We start from the raw sequence: 18300 nt of genomic DNA, 5'->3' as shown, positions 1-18300 counted from the left end.
TAGAATAATAATTAGGTAAAGAGTATATATATAACGAGTGAAATTAATGAAGCTGTTCCACGAGTATCTTGTGGAACAGCTTATTTTTATTTTTTGGAATCAAATGCCTCAATAGGAAGATCAGATGCGATGATATCTACACCTAAATCCCAAGCTTCTTGATATTCTTTTGTTCTGTTTTGAGCATCCTGCACTTTATCAGTAGTATGGAAAGTAGCAGAAATACAGTAGATGCCTTCTTTATGTAAATTTTCATAAAGAGATTTATCTTGAAGTTTAACTCCCGTGAAAGCAATCATTCTGTTGAAAGGAATGCCAGAAGCTTTCGCCTCTTCCCATCCTTTTTCATCCATGATAGTTACAGAAATCATTAATTCAGGTGCCAATTGATGAACTAATTTTGCATCTTCCCAATTGTAAGTGATTACTGCCGCATATTTTTCAACACCTGCGTCACGGATGGCTTTTGTAATTTTTTCAAATGGAACACCACGTTTTACATCAACAGTTAAAAGTGCTTTTCCTTTTTTAGTCCACTTCAATACTTTTTCAAAAGTATCAAACTTATATTTCGTCAAATTACCTTCATCGTCTTTCAAACGAATTTTCTGTAATTCTTTCCAAGTGTAATTTCTCACAGAACCACTGCCCGTAGTTGTTCTTCCTAGCTCATTGTCATGCATTAAAAACATCACACTGTCTTTGCTCATCTCAACGTCCAATTCAATCACAGGTACGTCAACATATTTCACAAGGTGTTTGAAAGTAGGAATACAATTTTCTGGATAACCAATATAAGGACCACCACGGTGAGCACTCACTAACTGTTTTGGCTTAGAAGCATTGTAATCGAAAAAAGAATAAAGGTCTTCAACACTTTTGAAATCTAAAGACTGTGCATGAAGTTGGAAGGTTCCCAGAAAAAGGATAATGGAAAATAAGGTTCTCATTTTTTGGGGGAAATAAAATTAAGTGGATGAGAAAATAAAAACGTGCGTCTATAAGCCGAGTTCTGTACCTCCATTGCAAGCAATGTGGTCCCTGTCATTTATCTAGGCCTGCAATCGCTCACAGGCTCCATCGACCTACCCATCTTATCTGTCTGTGAAGACAATGAAGCGAGCAACTTCATTCCCGAAGGACAATAAGACCTATTTGGTCTTTCATCTCACAAGGTTTACCATGCCGTTCGTGTTGCCACCAACGCGGTGAGCTCTTACCTCACCATTTCACCCTTACCCGAAGGCGGTTTACTTTCTGTTGCACTTTCTGTCACCCATTGCTGAGTGCCTTCCCGTTAGGAAGTGTGACGCTCTGTGATGCTCGGACTTTCCTCTTCATTACTGAAGCGACAAGGCAACGCACGTTTGCAGCAAAAGTAAGAAGAGAAAAATTAATAACTAAGAAATAACAACTAATAATTGCCAATTAATAATTAAAAAGAGGAGAAGTAGATATTTTTCATTTTTGACTAAGAAAAGTCTCTAAAAATGAGAAATTTTAGAAAAAATGACCCTTTTAATGATAAATTATAAAAAACTTCACCTATCATTTATCAAATTGTTGGCGATTCACTGATTTAAATACTACTTTTATAACTTTAGTACTAAGACAAATGTTATCGAATATTTGGAATTGACTTTTTTGCCTGCCTTTTATCGGAATTCTCATTACATGGTTTGAACAATGTTTTTACGAAATTCCGGAGCAGAAAATCGAAAAGTGTATTTCTAAAAAGATTGATTTTGCCTTAGCATTGTACTCGCAAATTTTGCGAATTGTTTATACTTATGGACTAGCAAACAGGAAAAGGATGAAAGTACTCAAGTTTGGAGGTACATCGGTTGGAAGTGCGAAAAATATCCAACAAGTGGCCAATATCCTTTCTGATTACCAGCAAAGCGGACAAAGAGTCGCAGTTGTGGTATCGGCGATGAGCGGGATAACAAACAAGCTCATAGAAGTAGGGAACAGAGCAGCGTCAGGTGACGAAACCTATAAGTCATTATTGAAAGATATTGAGTCTACTCACTTAACCGCGATTCGTGAGTTAATTGAAGTACGTAGACAAAGTAAAACCATTGCGTTCGTGAAACTTCAGTTGAACGACCTAGAGGATATTTTAAGAGGTATTTTCCTTTTAAAAGAATTGTCTCTACGCTCATTGGATATTTTACAGTCTTTCGGAGAACGCCTTTCATCATATATTATTGCTGAGTTCTTAACACAAGAGGGCGTTCTTGCTGAACAGTTGGATGCACGTAAAGTAGTGCGTACTAACAGTGTGTTTGGCGGAGCGAAGGTTGACTTTGTAACAACAAATTCTGCAATTACAAAGCATTTTGCAGAAACAGATAAAATGCAGATTGTAACTGGATTTATTGCTTCTTCTGAAAGTGGTGAAACAACTACTTTAGGTCGTGGTGGTTCAGATTATACTGCGGCGATTTTCGGTGCGGCATTAAATGCTACTGAAATCGAAATTTGGACAGATGTTGACGGTGTAATGACTACCGATCCAAGAGTTGTGCCTACAGCCTTCTCATTACAGCAACTGTCTTATGAAGAAGCAATGGAGATGTCACACTTCGGTGCGAAAGTGATCTATCCTCCAACACTTCAGCCTGCCATCAAGAAAAACATTGATTTAAGAATCAGAAATACATTCAACCCGTCTTTCCCTGGTACACTTGTAACAAGCAAGTCAGGTCAGGAAGATTGGCCAGTGAAAGGTATTTCTTCTATCAAAGAGATTGCTTTGGTTACACTTTCAGGCAGTGGTTTGATTGGTGTTCCGGGTGTATCATCAAGATTGTTTGGTGCTTTGGCAAGAGGTGGTGTATCGATGATTTTGATTACACAAGCTTCTTCAGAGCATACAATTACTTTCGCGGTAGCTCCAGGTGATGCTACGGAGAGTAAGAAAATCATTGAGGAAGAGTTCTTCAATGAAATGGCATCTGGAAAAGTAAATCCAGTAGAAGTGCAAAATAACTTATCAATTCTTGCAATTATCGGTGAGAACATGGCACACCGCCCAGGTGTTGCAGCCAAGTTATTTAGTGCATTGGGTAAAAACGGTGTAAACATCGCCGCAATTGCTCAAGGTTCATCAGAACTAAACGTTTCTGTAGTAATCGAGCAGAAGCATTTACATAAATCATTGAATGCATTGCACGAAATCTTCTTCTTGTCAGATATGGCGGAGTTGAACGTGTTTATGTTGGGCCTTGGTTTGATCGGTAATACATTACTGACACAAATGAGAGATCAGGCTGAGTACTTATTGACTGAGCGTAACTTACGCTTGAACGTAGTAGGTGCTGCCAATTCAAAGAAAATGATCTTCAATGAAACAGGTTTAGATATTTCTTTACCTAAAGACGAAATTCTAGCAGAAGGAGAAACTTCAAGTGCTGCAGGTTTCGTAGAGAAGATGATTGAAATGAACTTGCCTAACTCTGTATTTGTAGACTGTACAGCAGGTGATAGTGCGGTGAAATTGTATGAAAAGATTCTATTGAATTCTATTTCTATTACTACACCAAACAAAATCGCCAACTCAAGTAGCTTAGATTATTACTTGAGATGTCAAGCGGCTGCAAAACGTAGAGGCGTGAAATTCTTGTATGAGACAAACGTAGGTGCAGGTCTTCCTGTAATCGGACCTCTTCAAGATTTAAAGAGATCAGGTGATAAGATCATTAAAATCGAAGGTATTCTTTCAGGTACATTATCGTACTTATTCAATACTTTCTCAGCAGGAATGAAATTCTCTGAGTTAGTAAAAGATGCCAAAGAAATGGGTTATACTGAGCCAGATCCACGTGACGATTTGGGTGGAGTAGACGTTGCCCGTAAGATCTTGATCTTAGCGCGTGAAGCAGGTTATCATATGGAACCTTCTGACGTAACAGTAAAACCTATCCTTCCGCAAGCATGTATGGATGCTGAATCTGTAGATGATTTCTTTGTAGAACTAGAAAAAGCAAATGACCTTTTCGAAAAACAAAGAGCAGAAGCAGAAATCGACGGTAAGGCACTAAGAATGGTGGCTACTTTAGATGAAGAAGGAAAAGCAACTGTAAGTTTGGAGGCAGTAGATAGTACGCATCCATTCTACGGATTGGTTGGTTCTGACAACATGGTAGTATTTACTTCTCGTCGTTACTTCAATGAGCCATTAGTAATCAGAGGACCTGGTGCTGGTGCAGAAGTGACTGCAGCGGGAGTATTTGCAGAGATTATTACAATCGGAAACTTCTTGATCAACTAAGAGTTGAGAATGAAGAATGAAGAATGAAGAATGAAGAATGAAGAATGAAGAGGTAATTACTCTTTATAAATTGCTTCATAATTCAATTTCTAATTTGATTATAAAATGAGGATAAAGCTAGTCTTTGTCCTCATTATACTTTTTATAAAATAAGGTCTAATTCACATTATTGAAAAGAGACCTTAACTACTACAGGTAGCAATAAAAATAATGAAAGAAGTAAAAGCATTTGCCCCTGCTACAGTGGCTAACGTAGCTTGTGGCTTTGATATCTTAGGTTTTGCCGTAGATAGCCCTGGTGATGAAATCGAAATGAAATTAGTCGATAAGCCGGGTATTGTAATTAAAGACATCACAGGTGATGGTGGCCGTCTTTCTCGCAATCCAAGAGAAAACACAGCGACCGTTTCAGTGTATCAATTTTTAGAGAAAATTGGAGCAGAGAAGGCAGGGATTGAAGTAACCTTACACAAAAAAATGCCTTTTGGTAGTGGTTTAGGTTCTTCATCAGCAAGTACAGTTGCTGGTGCTTTTGCGGTCAACGCATTATTTGACAATCCATTAACTTCTGAAGAGCTACTTCCTTTCGCAATGGAAGGAGAAAGAGTAGCTTGTGGAGCGGCGCATGCTGATAACGTAGCACCTGCATTGTATGGTGGTTTTGTTTTGGTGCGTAGTTATGATCCGTTGGATGTAGTTCGTTTGAATGTACCAGAGGAATTATGCTGTGCAGTAGTTCACCCTCATATCGAAGTATCTACAAAAGATGCTCGTAATATTTTGAGAGGTGAAATTCCATTAGTAGATGCGGTTCGTCAGTGGGGTAACGTAGGTGGTTTGATTGCTGGTTTAGAGCAAGAAAATTACGATTTGATTGGTCGTTCATTACAAGATGTAATTGTAGAACCGATCCGTTCAATGCTGATTCCAGGTTTTGATGAAGTAAAAAGAGCAGCAGTTTATGCAGGCTCAATGGGTACAGCAATTTCAGGTTCAGGTCCTTCAGTTTTCTCTTTATGTAGAGGATTGGATAAGGCAGAAAGAATTGCAAATGCCAAGGTAGAAGCTTTCAAAGCTATTGGTATTGATAGTGATAAATTCGTATCAAAAGTGAATAAAGTAGGGCCGAAGATTATTTATTAGTTTTCCCCTTTTTCATATAAAATGCCCTAGTATTGGTTGTCAATACTAGGGCATTTTTTTAGTACTATTTATATAAACAATCCCGATTTAGAAGAACACAAACTTACCAAGACAACACCCATTTATCATACTTTTTATTTACACTCTTTGAGTGGTAAGGTTGTGGACAAGCAGAGTTGAATATATTGATATTTTGAATTTATAAACAGTGATCAGTTAGATCAACTTGTTTAAAAAGTATTAGATATCCGATGTGACACTTATTTTGACAGATGGATTTATCCCATATTAATTGAAATGATATAATGTTCAGAATTATTAATTATAGCATAGATCAATTCACTTTACCCAAGTAGCCTTTAGATGAAGGACATGAGGTGTGTGAATTATTTAATTTCCATATCAAATTTCATCTATATCTATGAAGATGAAGTATGAAAAATGATTTAAAATTAAATTTTGTTGAATGTTTTGAAAAAAAATATTGACAAGATTAGAGGAGAAAAAACAGGTCATTTTTCATGGTTCATGAACAAGGATCTAAAAACAGTATTTTAAAGCTTTTGGTCTTCTAATTTGATCTCATCTTGATATAATTATTAATTGAACCTCTTTCCTTATTTATACATTAAAGAAGGGGGCATTTTTGTAATAACGAATTATTTCATAGAAAAATGATTTTATATATCTATGATAACTCAATTAAATAAATCAAAATTCGCCTCCTCTAAGTTGTTTGAATAGTTCAATTTTTAAAATGCAAATAAGTGTAAATTGCGTATTGAATATTTTGTTATTTTATATTTAATCCAAATAAAAATGACTTAAAATTCAAATTTGAGTAATTTTGTGTTAACAAAAAATTAACATTGCAATATGTTGTAAGTAAGATTTAGAATCCTAAATTCGTATAGATTCAATTTTAAAAAGATGCCTTCAACCAGCAACATTTTTTTAAAAGAACATACAATAGGTATATCCAGCTTTGAATAATTATAACTATTGACTAAGCTATTTCTAACTTAATAATATAACCAAGAAATGAGTAACGATCACGGTGGTCTGACTAGTACAGTTGACCATAAAACCGCTGCGTCAACCAATTATGATGCAGTTATCGTCGGTTCTGGTATAAGCGGTGCTATTGCAGCCAAAGAACTATGTGAAAAAGGTTTCAAGGTATTGATTCTTGAAGCTGGTCCGGGTAAAGATCTCTCTTTAAATGGGTATGAAAAATACTTGGACAATTTTTACACAGCAACATCCAAAGACAACAATGCCCCTTTCCCAAGAAACCCTAATGCTCCAATGCCTAGAGGTACAGATGTGGATAGTCTACGACCTGGAGAACCCAATTCAGCTAATTTTTTAGTCCAAAACGGCCCATTAGTGACGGATACTACTTACTGTAAAGTAGTGGGAGGTACTACAATGCACTTTGAGTCCAAAACACCCCGAATGCTTCCTGAGGACTTTCATATGAAAGACAGATATGATGTGGGTGTAAACTGGCCAATTGACTACAAAGAATTGCAACCTTACTACAGGACTGCTGAAAAAGAAATGGGAGTTTCTGGTGAAGTAGCTTCTCAGAACATCACTGATACAGATAATTACGCTGAAGGATATGTTTTCCCTATGCACGGAATGCCACCTTCTTATCTTGACCAAACTGTTGGAAAAGGTTTGAATGGTATGAAGGTCGACATGAAAGGGGAAGAGCATACACTGCAGGTAAGACCTTTCCCTCAAGGTAGAAATGGTATTCCAAACTTGGAGTACAAAGCGTTCAATGACGGTGAGAATTTTGTTCCTGAAGGAGCTGTAAGTTTACACCAAGCAGAAATTGGAGAACGTTGCCAAGGGAATAACAACTGTACACCTATCTGTCCAGTTCAAGCAAAGTACGATGCTCGTAAAACATTGGCTAAAGCTTTGAGAACAGGTTATGCTGATTTATTGCCTCAAACAGTGGCATCAAAAGTAGTAGTGGATGATAGTGGTAAAGTCACAGAAATCGAGTACAAGCACTATGACTCAATGGAATCATCAGAGTATGAGTCAGGAAGTTTCAAAGGAAAGATTTTCGTTTTGGCTGCCAATGCTATTGAAAATGCGCGTTTGATGTTGGCTTCAGGTCTTCAAAGCAGTAGTAAACTGATGGGTAAAAACTTTATGGATCACCCTTATTTACTGACTTGGGGATTACTGCCAGAAGTAGCAGGCACAATGAGAGGAACTGTTTGTACATCAGGCATTTCTGATTTAAGAAGCGGTGAATTTCGTAAAGATCACGCTGCTTTTGCCATTGATATTCACAATGATGGTTGGGGATGGGCCACAGGTTCACCTTACACAAACCTTCATGATATTGTGGATCACATGAATAAGTATGGTAAGGAATTGAGACATGAATTGGTCAATCAGATTTCAACACAATTATTGATGGCTGTGATGATTGAGCTGATGCCAGATCCATCAAACAGTATAACGGTAAGCCCAGACTACACTGACCGTTTAGGCAATATGCGTCCTATTGTTTCACTTTCTATCCCTGATTATACGCTAAAGGCAGTTGAAAAGGCAAGACAAGTGACACGTCAGATCTTCCAGAGATTGGGAGCAGAAGATCACACATCTTACGACCCATTGGATTTTGGATATGTTTCTTACAACGGTGAAGGCTATGCACTTCGTGGCGGTAACCACATCGCAGGTACGCACATTATGGGAGATGACAAAGCTACTTCAGTAGTTGATAAGTATCAGAAATCATGGGATCATGAAAATTTGTACATTATTGGTGCAGGTAGTATGCCATCAATTGGTACGTCTAACACAACACTTACACTAGCAGCGCTGTGCTTTATGAGTACAAAGAAAATGCTAGAGGATTTAATTTAGATTTCGCTCAATCTAATATTTAAAAATCAACAAACATTTATCCAAAACTTTCTAATTACTATGAATGCTAAAACATTAGAAACCCAACAATTTTTACAGTTGTCTGTTAAGCTAACAGCTTTTTCAGAATTCCAACTTCAAGGAACAGGACAATTAGAAGAATATTATGATGCTGTCTACCAAATTATTGGTGAAAAAAATATGATACAGTTGCTTACTACTTTTGATGAAATCCAAGATGACACAGGATCAGATGAAGTAGCTTTTGATAAGCAATTCCGTGCTAAAGTTTTAAGCGATGAAAAACTAGGACCAATTACAAGAAGCATCATCAAGTTATGGTTTGTAGGAACTTGGTATCAATTACCTAAATCATGGAATGATACATTCGGATTATTAGAAAACGATAAGACGTATGTGATCTCTCCAAGTGCTTATAAAGAAGGTTTACTTTGGCCAACAATTGGTTCACATCCTATGGGGGCAAAAGCTCCAGGTTATGGTACATGGTCTGCTCCTCCGGAAATTCCAGCAATAGACTAGTATACTGTAAACTAAGTTTTTAAAAAGCTATGTATTTAGAAATCAGGAGATTTCTTATGATCTGTAGGACACGAATGACGCTTACGCTTAACATTCGCGCTAGTATACTGTAAACTAAGTTTTTAAAAAGCTATGTATTTAGAAATCAGGAGATTTCTTATGATCTGTAGGACACGAATGACGCTTACGCTTAACATTCGCGCCAGTTGGTTTCTACCATTTTTAGGTTGATAGTACTTACTCAACCTTGACTTCTAAGCCTAAATTTTGCTTCGTTTTTGTTTCAAGACAAAAATGAAGAAGAAGAAAGCTTGAAAGTACTTCGTACAAAGCTTGTGATACTATCAATTGATAATGGACAAAAATTTAGTTTGCAATGTGTTAGGTTCGTTTTCAACGAACACCCAAAAAGTACTCTAACTAAATACTATAATCATGGAAAATAGAAAAAGTCACCTATTGGAAGATATAGTGACAGACCATAAAACTGCATCAGAGATTCTGTATGATGCAGTGATTGTTGGTGCCGGTATTTCTGGGGCAATCATGGCCAATGAACTAAGCCAAAAGGGTTTTAAAGTACTTGTTGTAGAAGCAGGACCGGGTCAGGACCTTACTATTCCAGGCTATGAGGAATATGTAAAAAGGTTCTATACTAACTTGGACAAGGACCCTAACGCTCCTTACCCTGTGAACTCAAGTGCACCTATGCCACGCCCTCAAGATATCAAACCTTTGAAAAAAGGAGAGATTGATGATAGCGGTTACATTGTACAAAAAGGACCGGATGTTTTTGATGGTACTTATGCAAAAGTCGTTGGAGGAACGACGATGCACTTTCAATCGAATACACCAAGAATGTTGCCTGAGGATTTCGAAATGAAATCAACTTTTGACAAGGGTATTGATTGGCCAATGAAGTACGATGACCTGAAACCTTACTACCGCAGAGCGGAAAAGGAAATGGGTGTCGCAGCTAATGTAGAAGATCAAGCCTATGACGGTATGACTTTCGACGAAGGGTATGTTTTTCCAATGGAAGCCATGCCTCCAACTTATTTGGACAAAGTGATTGCTGATACTGTAGATGGTACAGTGATTAAGTTGGCTGGAGAAAATCATGAATTGAAAGTCCGTAACATTCCGCAAGGCCGTAACGGAATTCCAAATCCAAAATATAATAACGGAAAAGGTTTTGTTCCTGATGGAGCAGTAAGTGATCATCAAGCTGAAATTGGTGAGCGTTGCCAAGGGAATACGAACTGTACTCCGATTTGCCCTGTGCAAGCAAAATATGATGCTAGAAAAACACTAGCAAAAGCATTGCATACAGATCAGGTAGATTTCTTGAATAAGACGATTGCTTCTAAAGTGATTGTTGATCCTAATACGGGTGAGGTCACTTCATTGGAAGTGAAATATTATGATGAAGTAGGGGCTGATCATTATGAGGTAGCTACTTTGAAAGCAAGAAAATTTATTTTGGCAGGTAATGCCATTGAAAATGCCCGTTTGATGTTGGCATCTGGTCTTAAAGGAGAAAGTGAATTGATTGGTAAGAACTTGACGAATCATATTTACTTATTCAATTGGGCCTTAATGCCAGAAAATGTAGGTGCTTTCAGAGGTACTCAAGGTACTTCAGGAATTGAAAACTTCAGAAGTGGTCAATTCAGAAATGAGCAGGCGGCATTCCATATGGACATCATTAATAATGGATGGAACTTCGCAACAGGAGCTCCTTACAGTGATGTAGCCGACTTGGTAGACAACAAGAACAAATACGGAAAAGATCTTCGTAAAGGTTTGGTAGATAAAGTTTGTCGTCAAGTGCTCTTCACATTTATGGTAGAAATGACTGCTGATCCAAACAACGCTGTCACTGTTGATCCTCAATACAAAGATAAGTTTGGCAACCTTAAGCCTGTTGTCTCTTTCAAAATTCCGGAGTATACCTTAAACGGACTTCAGTATGGAAGAAAACTGGCGAAGAAGTTATTCCAACAGCTAGGAGCGGAGGATTATACTGAGTACAACCCAACAGACTGGGGCTATATCATTCATAATGGAGAAGGTATTGTAGTAAGAGGTGGAAATCACTTCTCAGGTACACACATTATGGGAGATGACCCTAAAACTTCAGTAGTAGATACTAATCAGAAGTCGTGGGATCATAAAAACCTCTTCTTAGTAGGGTCAGGAAGTATGCCAACCATAGGAACTTCAAATACTACGCTAACGCTAGCGGCACTTTGCTATAAAACAGCAGATGCCATCACTAATGAATTAAACAACGAAAAAAATAACCAACAAAAAAAGGAACTAGATTATGTCTCTTAAGCCAATAAAAACTCTTGACGACGTAAAGGATTATCTTTACGCAGGTATGCAATTAGAACATGCCACTATCCCAACGTACATCACTACGATGTATTCTATTCATCCTGATACAAACTTAGAAGCTTATAACCTTATTCGTGTTATTGTGATTGAAGAGATGTTACACCTTACTTTGGCGGCTAACATTTTGAATGCAGTAGGAGGTACGCCTGACATGAATAAAGAAGGTTTCTTACCAGAATTTCCAACTTATTTACCTAACGGCGAAACTGATTTTGAAGTAAGTTTAGCTCCTTTCTCTCATGAAGCAATAGATATGTTTTTAGAGATTGAGCGTCCTGCTAAACCTGAAGAAGAGCATACAGGTGTACGTTTGAAGGCTGTAAATCCATCCCAGAAGAAATACTTATTACCTTGTCTGAAAGATGAAAATGATCAGGATGTAAGCTATTACAGTATTGGTGATTTCTACAAGGCAATTGAAGAAGGTTTGGAAATGCTTTGTGATGAATTAGGAGAGGAAAATGTATTTGTTGGTGATAAGAGCAGACAAGTAACTCCGGAATATTATTACTCAGGAGGTGGTGATATTGTTCCTGTTTATGATTTAGAAAGTGCAAAAGAAGCAATCCGTTTAATTTCAGAACAAGGTGAAGGTTTTGAGGGAGGCATCTTTGATTATGAAGGCGAACTAGCTCACTACTATAGATTCCAGCAGTTGAAATTAGGAAAGTATTACCATAAAGGTGATCAAGCAGATGAGCCAACTGGTGAAGCATTAAGTATTGATTGGGATGCAGTTTATCCTATCAAGGTCAATGCTAAAATGGATGAGTATCCGAAAGATTCAGAGTTGTATGCAGCCAACTTGAAGTTCAACCAATACTATAAGAACTTCATGGACAAGATCAACACAGCCTTTAACGGAAAGCCTGAAACATTGATTCCTGCTATTGGTGGTATGTTTATCATTAAGCAAATGGCTTATGAAATCATCAAAAACCCTATTCCTGGGCAGGAAGGTGTGAATGCTACCCCAACTTTTGAGGTAGATAAAGTAGAATTATTATCAGATGAAGAACTAAACGTAGTAACACCTCAACATGGATAAGGAAGCATTAGATATACACGGTTACTTAAATGATGGAACTGTAAAGATTCCGAAGTTTAAGAAAATCACGTTAGCAGAAAATCAAAAAGATGGATATTGGATTTCTGCGATTGATATAAATGGCAATGGAAAACTGGATATTGTCACTTCTGGTCTTGCTGAAGGTGAGGTAGTTTGGTATGAAAACCCTACTTGGGAAAAGCATCTTATTGCAAAATTCCCTGAACCTGTAGCGATTGACGTTGCTGATATTGCAGGCAACGGTCGTAAAGATTTGGTGATCTCTCACAACTTCGGAACGTGTGCTTTCTGGTGCCGTCCTGAAGATGGTAAGATTTCATGGCTAGAAAATCCAGGTGAGTACAAAGAAAATACACCTTGGAAACGTCACTTCGTAAGTGATCTATTAGCAACGCACAGAGTAAAACTAGGTTATTTCACGCAGTCTGAAAACTTAGAACTTCTGGGTATTCCTGTAGTAGGTTGTAAGCCTTACGGAGAAGGAATTCATCAGCCGATTGCCATGACACTTTTTGATCGTCCCAAAGATCCTGTAAACGCAGGAGAGTGGAAAGGAAGAGTGGTTAATGATACAGATTTCCGTTTAGTACATGATGTTCTTTTAGGAAAATATGGTGGTTATTCTGGTGAGAAGCACGACTCTATGTTGATTTGTAGTGAGGAAGGATTGACTTGGTTCTACTACAATATTGAAACTGGAAAGTGGGATTCGGCTCCATTATCAGAAGGTGATCGTGAATATGAAGACATCGGATTCACAGGTTGTTCAAACATCGCTTACGGAAAATTAGGCGATGATCCTTATGGCTATATGGTATCATTAGATCCATTCCATGGTAACAAATTGGCACTTTACACAAGAAGAAATAAAGGCGGTATTGCTGATGGACCTTGGACACGTAAAGTGATTGACACTTACGGCGATTTTGATGCTCATGGACAAGGAGCTACTCACCATGTGATCTGTGCGGATTTTGATGGAGACGGTGATGACGAATTCTTAGTCGCACTAAGAGGTCCTATGCCAAATCAAGGCGTTTATTACTATAAAGTAATTGACTTGGAGCAGGGATTGATTGAAAGATGGAGAGTATCCACTGCATCAGCTTCATTAATTGTAATCGGTGATTTCAACGGAGATGGTCGTTTAGACTTTGCAACAACGAGTTATTACACACCAGGATTTTTCCTATGTGACAATGCTCAAGTGAACGTTTTCATTAACGATTTTGCATAGTCATGGCGGTTCACTTCGGACGTGACATTACCGGAAGTCTAGAAACGGCTGAAGAAAGAGAGTTTCTAGTGACAAATGGTATTGGCGGCTACTGTTCAGGAACAGTAGCCGGTTCACTTACTCGTGGATACCACGGGCTTTTGGTGTCTTCTTTAAGACCGCCAATAGACCGTCGATTAATGCTTGCCAAGTTGGAAGAAACAATTACATACAGAGGGACAGCCTTTGCATTGACTTCCAATAGATGGCAAAACGGTGCCGTAGCCCCAGAGGGGTATAAAAACATTCAGACTTTCGCTCTTGAAAGCTCGATCCCGACCTGGCAATATGCTTGTGCGGATGCTTTGATAGAAAAGAAAGTATGGATGAAATATGGAGAAAATACAACGTATGTGTCTTATGAAGTACTTGAAGCGGATGAAGTGGTTGAACTCCAAATCAGTGCAATTGTAGACAACAGAATTTTTCATAATACAGGACAAGTGGAATGGCCTGTGAATGTTTCAGCTATTCCATCAGGTGTAAAAATCACTTCCAATAATTCTTCTGATTTACCGCTTTTCTTAAAGCTGGAAAACAGTTCTTGTACTATTTTCAATGAATTGTATCAGAATTTTCATTTAGAAGAAGAACTGAAAAGAGGGTTGAATGATACGGATTCACACGTACACCCTGCTACTTTTCAACTTCAGCTTTCAAAAGGTCAACGCATCACTTTTGTAGCTTCTACAGAAGAAAATGCAACGGCTGATGGAAATGAACTTTCTGAAAGAGTTCAAAGAGATGAAGCGGTGGTGAAGAAGTGGTTGAAAACACAAAAGCTTAAGAAAAATCAGGTTTCTGACTGGATGAAACAATTGGTTTTAGCTTCAGATCAGTTTGTGGTCAATAGAGTGAGCCAAAATGATCAAAATGGCAGAAGTGTCATTGCAGGTTACCATTGGTTTGAAGATTGGGGCAGAGATACAATGATCAGCCTTACAGGCTTGACATTAGAGACAGGAAGGTTTGATGATGCATCAAAAATTCTGAAGACATTTGCTTTATATCTTAATGAAGGAATGTTACCGAACCGTTTTCCTGATGTAAGCGACACACCTGAGTACAATACCATTGATGCTACACTTTGGTATTTTCAAGCTATTCATAATTACTATGAAAAGACCTCAGATTTAGCACTGATTAAAGAGCTATATCCAAAGTTGCAGGATGTGGTGCATTGGCATATTCAAGGTACAAGGTATAATATCAAAATGGACCCTCAAGATCACTTATTAAGTGGCGGTCAAGATGGCGTCCAATTGACTTGGATGGATGCAAAAGTGGGAGATCACGTTGTAACACCAAGAATTGGGAAGCCCGTTGAAGTCAATGCACTTTGGTACAATGCCATTTGTGTGATGGATCGTTTTGCAAAGCTTTTAAATGACCAAGAATCAACTTACAATACATTAGCTGATAATATCAAACAAGGGTTTCAACGTTTCTGGAATGAAGACAAGCAATACCTTTTTGATGTATTAGATGGTCCAAATGGACATGAAGATTTACTTAGACCCAACCAACTATTTGCTGTTTCTTTACCAGATACTCCATTGAACGAAGAACAACAAAAGAAAGTGGTAGATGTCTCTGCCGAGCATTTACTCACTTCTTTTGGGCTTCGTTCATTGGCTCCTTTTGAAAAGGAATTTATTGGTTTCTATGGAGGTGATCAATTCCACCGAGACAGTGCCTATCATCAAGGTACTGTTTGGGGGTGGTTGTTGGGACCATTTGTAAGAGCACATCTAAAAGTTTATCAAGATAAGGACAGAGCCTATGATTTCCTTATGCCAATCTCAGATCATTTAAATACATCTGGCTTGGGTACTATAAGTGAAATTTTTGATGGAGATGCTCCTTTCACACCCAAAGGCTGTATTGCACAGGCTTGGAGTGTTGCGCAGATTATTGAAGCGTTTCATGCTATTGAAACCTTAACCACTACGTCTCAATCTCAACAAAATTTAGTATCAGCATGACATTAAATAAAGAACAAGAAAGACTAGCAAAAGCCTACTCCAATAAACAAGATCATGAAGATTGGTTGGAGTGGGGACCATATTTATCCGAACGTCAATGGGGAACTGTAAGAGAAGATTATAGTTCTGATGGTAATGCTTGGGATTACTTTCCGCATGATCAGGCAAGGTCAAGAGCTTACCGCTGGGGGGAAGATGGATTGGCAGGGATTTCAGATCCAAAACAGAAACTATGTTTTGCCTTAAGTCTTTGGAATGGTAATGATCCTATTCTGAAAGAAAGATTGTTTGGCCTGACCAACAGTGAAGGGAACCATGGAGAGGATGTAAAAGAATATTATTTCTATCAAGATAATACACCTACTCATAGTTATATGAAGTGGTTGTATAAATACCCTCAAAAGGCATTTCCTTATCAAGATTTAGTGGATGAAAATGCGAGACGAAAGCAGTTTCCTCACTCTATGGAGTATGAGCTGATTGATACAGGTATTTTTGATGAAGACCGTTACTTTGATGTACAAGTGGAGTATGCGAAATCATCTCCAACAGATGTATTGGTAAAGATAAAAGTAACGAATCATGGTCCTGATAAAGCACCAATTCACCTTTTGCCAACCTTATGGTTTAGAAATACTTGGTCATGGTTTTTTGATGTAAAAACACCAGTGATTGAAGGTGCTACACAAGGGAATATTGGTGTATTAAAAGCGAGTTCTGATGCGGATGGAAGCACAGACGAAATGGCTTTGTACTGTGAAAACCCTGAGAAACTGTTCTTTGTAGATAATGAGACCAACAATCAGAAGCTTTTCAATTCTGAAAATAAAACACAGTATCCTAAAGATGGTATCAATGATCATTTGATTTATGGTACTGAATCGGTGAATCCTGAATTGAAAGGATCTAAATCAAGTGCCTACTATTATTTTGATCTTGAAAGCGGAGCAACGCAAGAAATCAATTTAAGATTTACTGCAGATATGGATAACCAAGCTCCATTTGGTGATGCTTTCGAAAAAGTATTTACAGATAGAATTGCGGAAGCAGATATTTTCTATGAAAATATTTCTCCTGCCACTTTATCGGATGAGCAGAAGATGATCCAGCGTCAAGCTTATGCAGGTATGTTGTGGAGTAAGCAGTATTACTTGTATGTAGTTTCTGATTGGTTAAAAGGAGATCCTGTTGGACCTACACCTCCAGAAAGTAGAAATAGAAATAAAGAGTGGAGCCACTTTTATGCAGATAACATCTTAACGATGCCTGATAAATGGGAATACCCTTGGTTTGCTGCTTGGGATTTATGTTTCCAAACAGTGGTGTTCTCAAGAGTGGATATTGAGTTTGCGAAGAAGCAATTACTCTTCTTATCACATGAGTGGTACATGTCGCCGAAAGGTGCCATTCCTGCTTATGAATGGTCATTTAGTGATATCAACCCTCCACTACATGCGTGGGCTGCACTGAAAATCTATGAGATAGATAAGGAACTGAATGGTGATAAAGCGGATACTGACTTTTTAGCGGATATTTTTAGACACTGTTTGATGAATTTTACTTGGTGGGTAAATCAAGTGGATAAGGACAACAACAACTTGTTTGAAGGTGGATTCTTAGGTTTGGATAATATCTCTATCATCAACAGAAGTGACCTTTCTAACCTTGAGCAACGATTAGGTGTTGGAGTGAATATGAACCAATCTGACGGTACAAGTTGGGTGGGAATGTTTTGTCTGAAAATGATGGACATTGCGAATGTACTGAGTCTTGAGAACCACTCAGAATATTCACATTTGGTTAGTAAGTTTTTCCAACACTTTGTATTTGTAGCAGACGCTATGAATATGAATAGAACCGAGTGTAATATCAACCTATGGGACGATGAAGATCAGTTCTACTATGATTTCTTGACGGTTTATGAACAGCCAACCAAGTATCATTCAGTGAAATTAAGGTCGTTGGTAGGAGTGATTGCTTTATTCCCAGTAGCTACAGTTGATTTTACAAAGTTAGAAGCTCATAGTGCTCAGTCTTTAAAAGAGAGATTGGATTGGTTCTTAGACAAGCATCCAGAACTTTTAGAACAAGTTAAAACTACTTCTAAAAGTGATGAGGATAAAATGCTTTTGTCCTTTGTGAATCCAGAAAGGCTCGTGAAAATACTATTAAGAGTATTTGATGAGCTAGAATTCTTAAGCCCACATGGTATCCGTGGTATTTCAAAGGTATATGAAGACAATCCGTATACATTAGATTTACAACGTAATAATGTGACGTTGCAAGAACAATATGCACCAGCTGAATCTCTGAATCAAGCGTTTGGTGGTAACTCCAATTGGAGAGGTCCTGTATGGTTCCCTATCAACTTCTTATTGATTGAAACACTATTAAAATACAATGAATTCTTAGGGGAAGATTTCAAAGTGGAATACCCTTCGAAGTCAGGAAATATGATGCATCTTGGCGATATCGCCAAAGATCTTTCGAAGCGTTTGATTGGCATTTTTGAAAAAGATCAAAATGGCAACCGTCCAGTATTTGGAGGAAATCAGACCTTCCAAAAAGATGAAAGATGGAACAACAATATTCTTTTCTATGAATATTTCCATGGTGATATCGGTGCAGGTATCGGTGCATCACATCAAACAGGCTGGACAGGTCTGGTCGCTGAATTACTTCAAACTCTTAAATAACGAAA

10 protein-coding genes and 1 other RNA gene are annotated in these 18300 nt (G+C 37.9%); 9 read left to right on the top strand and 2 right to left on the bottom strand.

What is annotated here, in order from left to right:
* Positions 1-86: 86 nt before the first annotated feature.
* Together AVL50_RS22800 and rnpB are read right to left on the bottom strand one after the other, a co-directional pair.
* A complete protein-coding gene (locus AVL50_RS22800; protein WP_062618766.1) occupies positions 87-950 on the bottom strand; it encodes a glycerophosphodiester phosphodiesterase family protein in 864 nt (287 codons plus the stop codon).
* A gap of 35 nt (positions 951-985) precedes the next feature.
* An RNA gene (gene rnpB / locus AVL50_RS22795) (RNase P RNA component class A) lies at positions 986-1368 on the bottom strand.
* 445 nt (positions 1369-1813) lie between these two features.
* On the opposite strand from rnpB, the gene thrA reads away from it, so the two are divergent.
* From thrA to AVL50_RS22750, 9 genes are all read left to right on the top strand, one after another.
* Positions 1814-4276 carry a bifunctional aspartate kinase/homoserine dehydrogenase I gene (gene thrA, locus AVL50_RS22790; protein ID WP_062618765.1) on the top strand — a complete coding sequence of 821 codons (2463 nt, stop codon included), beginning with the start codon at positions 1814-1816 and terminating at the stop codon, positions 4274-4276.
* Positions 4277-4486: 210 nt separating this feature from the next.
* The gene (locus AVL50_RS22785) at positions 4487-5419 is read left to right on the top strand and encodes a homoserine kinase (protein ID WP_062618763.1); all 933 of its coding nucleotides are present in this window, start codon (positions 4487-4489) and stop codon (positions 5417-5419) included.
* Between the two features lie 1041 nt (positions 5420-6460).
* On the top strand, positions 6461-8323 hold the full coding sequence (locus AVL50_RS22780) for a GMC family oxidoreductase (RefSeq protein ID WP_062618761.1): 1863 nt from the start codon (positions 6461-6463) through the stop codon (positions 8321-8323).
* Positions 8324-8383: 60 nt separating this feature from the next.
* A complete protein-coding gene (locus tag AVL50_RS22775) occupies positions 8384-8866 on the top strand; it encodes a hypothetical protein (protein WP_062618758.1) in 483 nt (160 codons plus the stop codon).
* 435 nt (positions 8867-9301) lie between these two features.
* A complete protein-coding gene (locus tag AVL50_RS22770; protein WP_062618756.1) occupies positions 9302-11206 on the top strand; it encodes a GMC family oxidoreductase in 1905 nt (634 codons plus the stop codon).
* Positions 11196-12317: a ferritin-like protein gene (locus AVL50_RS22765; RefSeq protein ID WP_062618754.1), complete on the top strand. Its 1122-nt coding sequence runs from the start codon at positions 11196-11198 to the stop codon at positions 12315-12317. Before AVL50_RS22770 ends, AVL50_RS22765 begins: the two co-directional genes overlap by 11 nt.
* Positions 12310-13575 (top strand): VCBS repeat-containing protein, encoded by a 1266-nt coding sequence (locus AVL50_RS22760; protein ID WP_062618752.1) that lies wholly within the window; start codon positions 12310-12312, stop codon positions 13573-13575. The genes AVL50_RS22765 and AVL50_RS22760 overlap by 8 nt, the downstream gene beginning before the upstream one ends.
* A 2-nt stretch (positions 13576-13577) precedes the next feature.
* On the top strand, positions 13578-15599 hold the full coding sequence (locus AVL50_RS22755) for an amylo-alpha-1,6-glucosidase (RefSeq protein WP_062618750.1): 2022 nt from the start codon (positions 13578-13580) through the stop codon (positions 15597-15599).
* Positions 15596-18295 (top strand): hypothetical protein, encoded by a 2700-nt coding sequence (locus AVL50_RS22750; protein ID WP_062618748.1) that lies wholly within the window; start codon positions 15596-15598, stop codon positions 18293-18295. The genes AVL50_RS22755 and AVL50_RS22750 overlap by 4 nt, the downstream gene beginning before the upstream one ends.
* The last annotated feature ends 5 nt before the right edge of the window (positions 18296-18300 follow it).

The organism is Flammeovirga sp. SJP92 (assembly GCF_001583495.1).
Taxonomy (GTDB): Bacteria; Bacteroidota; Bacteroidia; order Cytophagales; family Flammeovirgaceae; genus Flammeovirga.
This window is presented reverse-complemented; position numbering and strand designations above follow the sequence as displayed.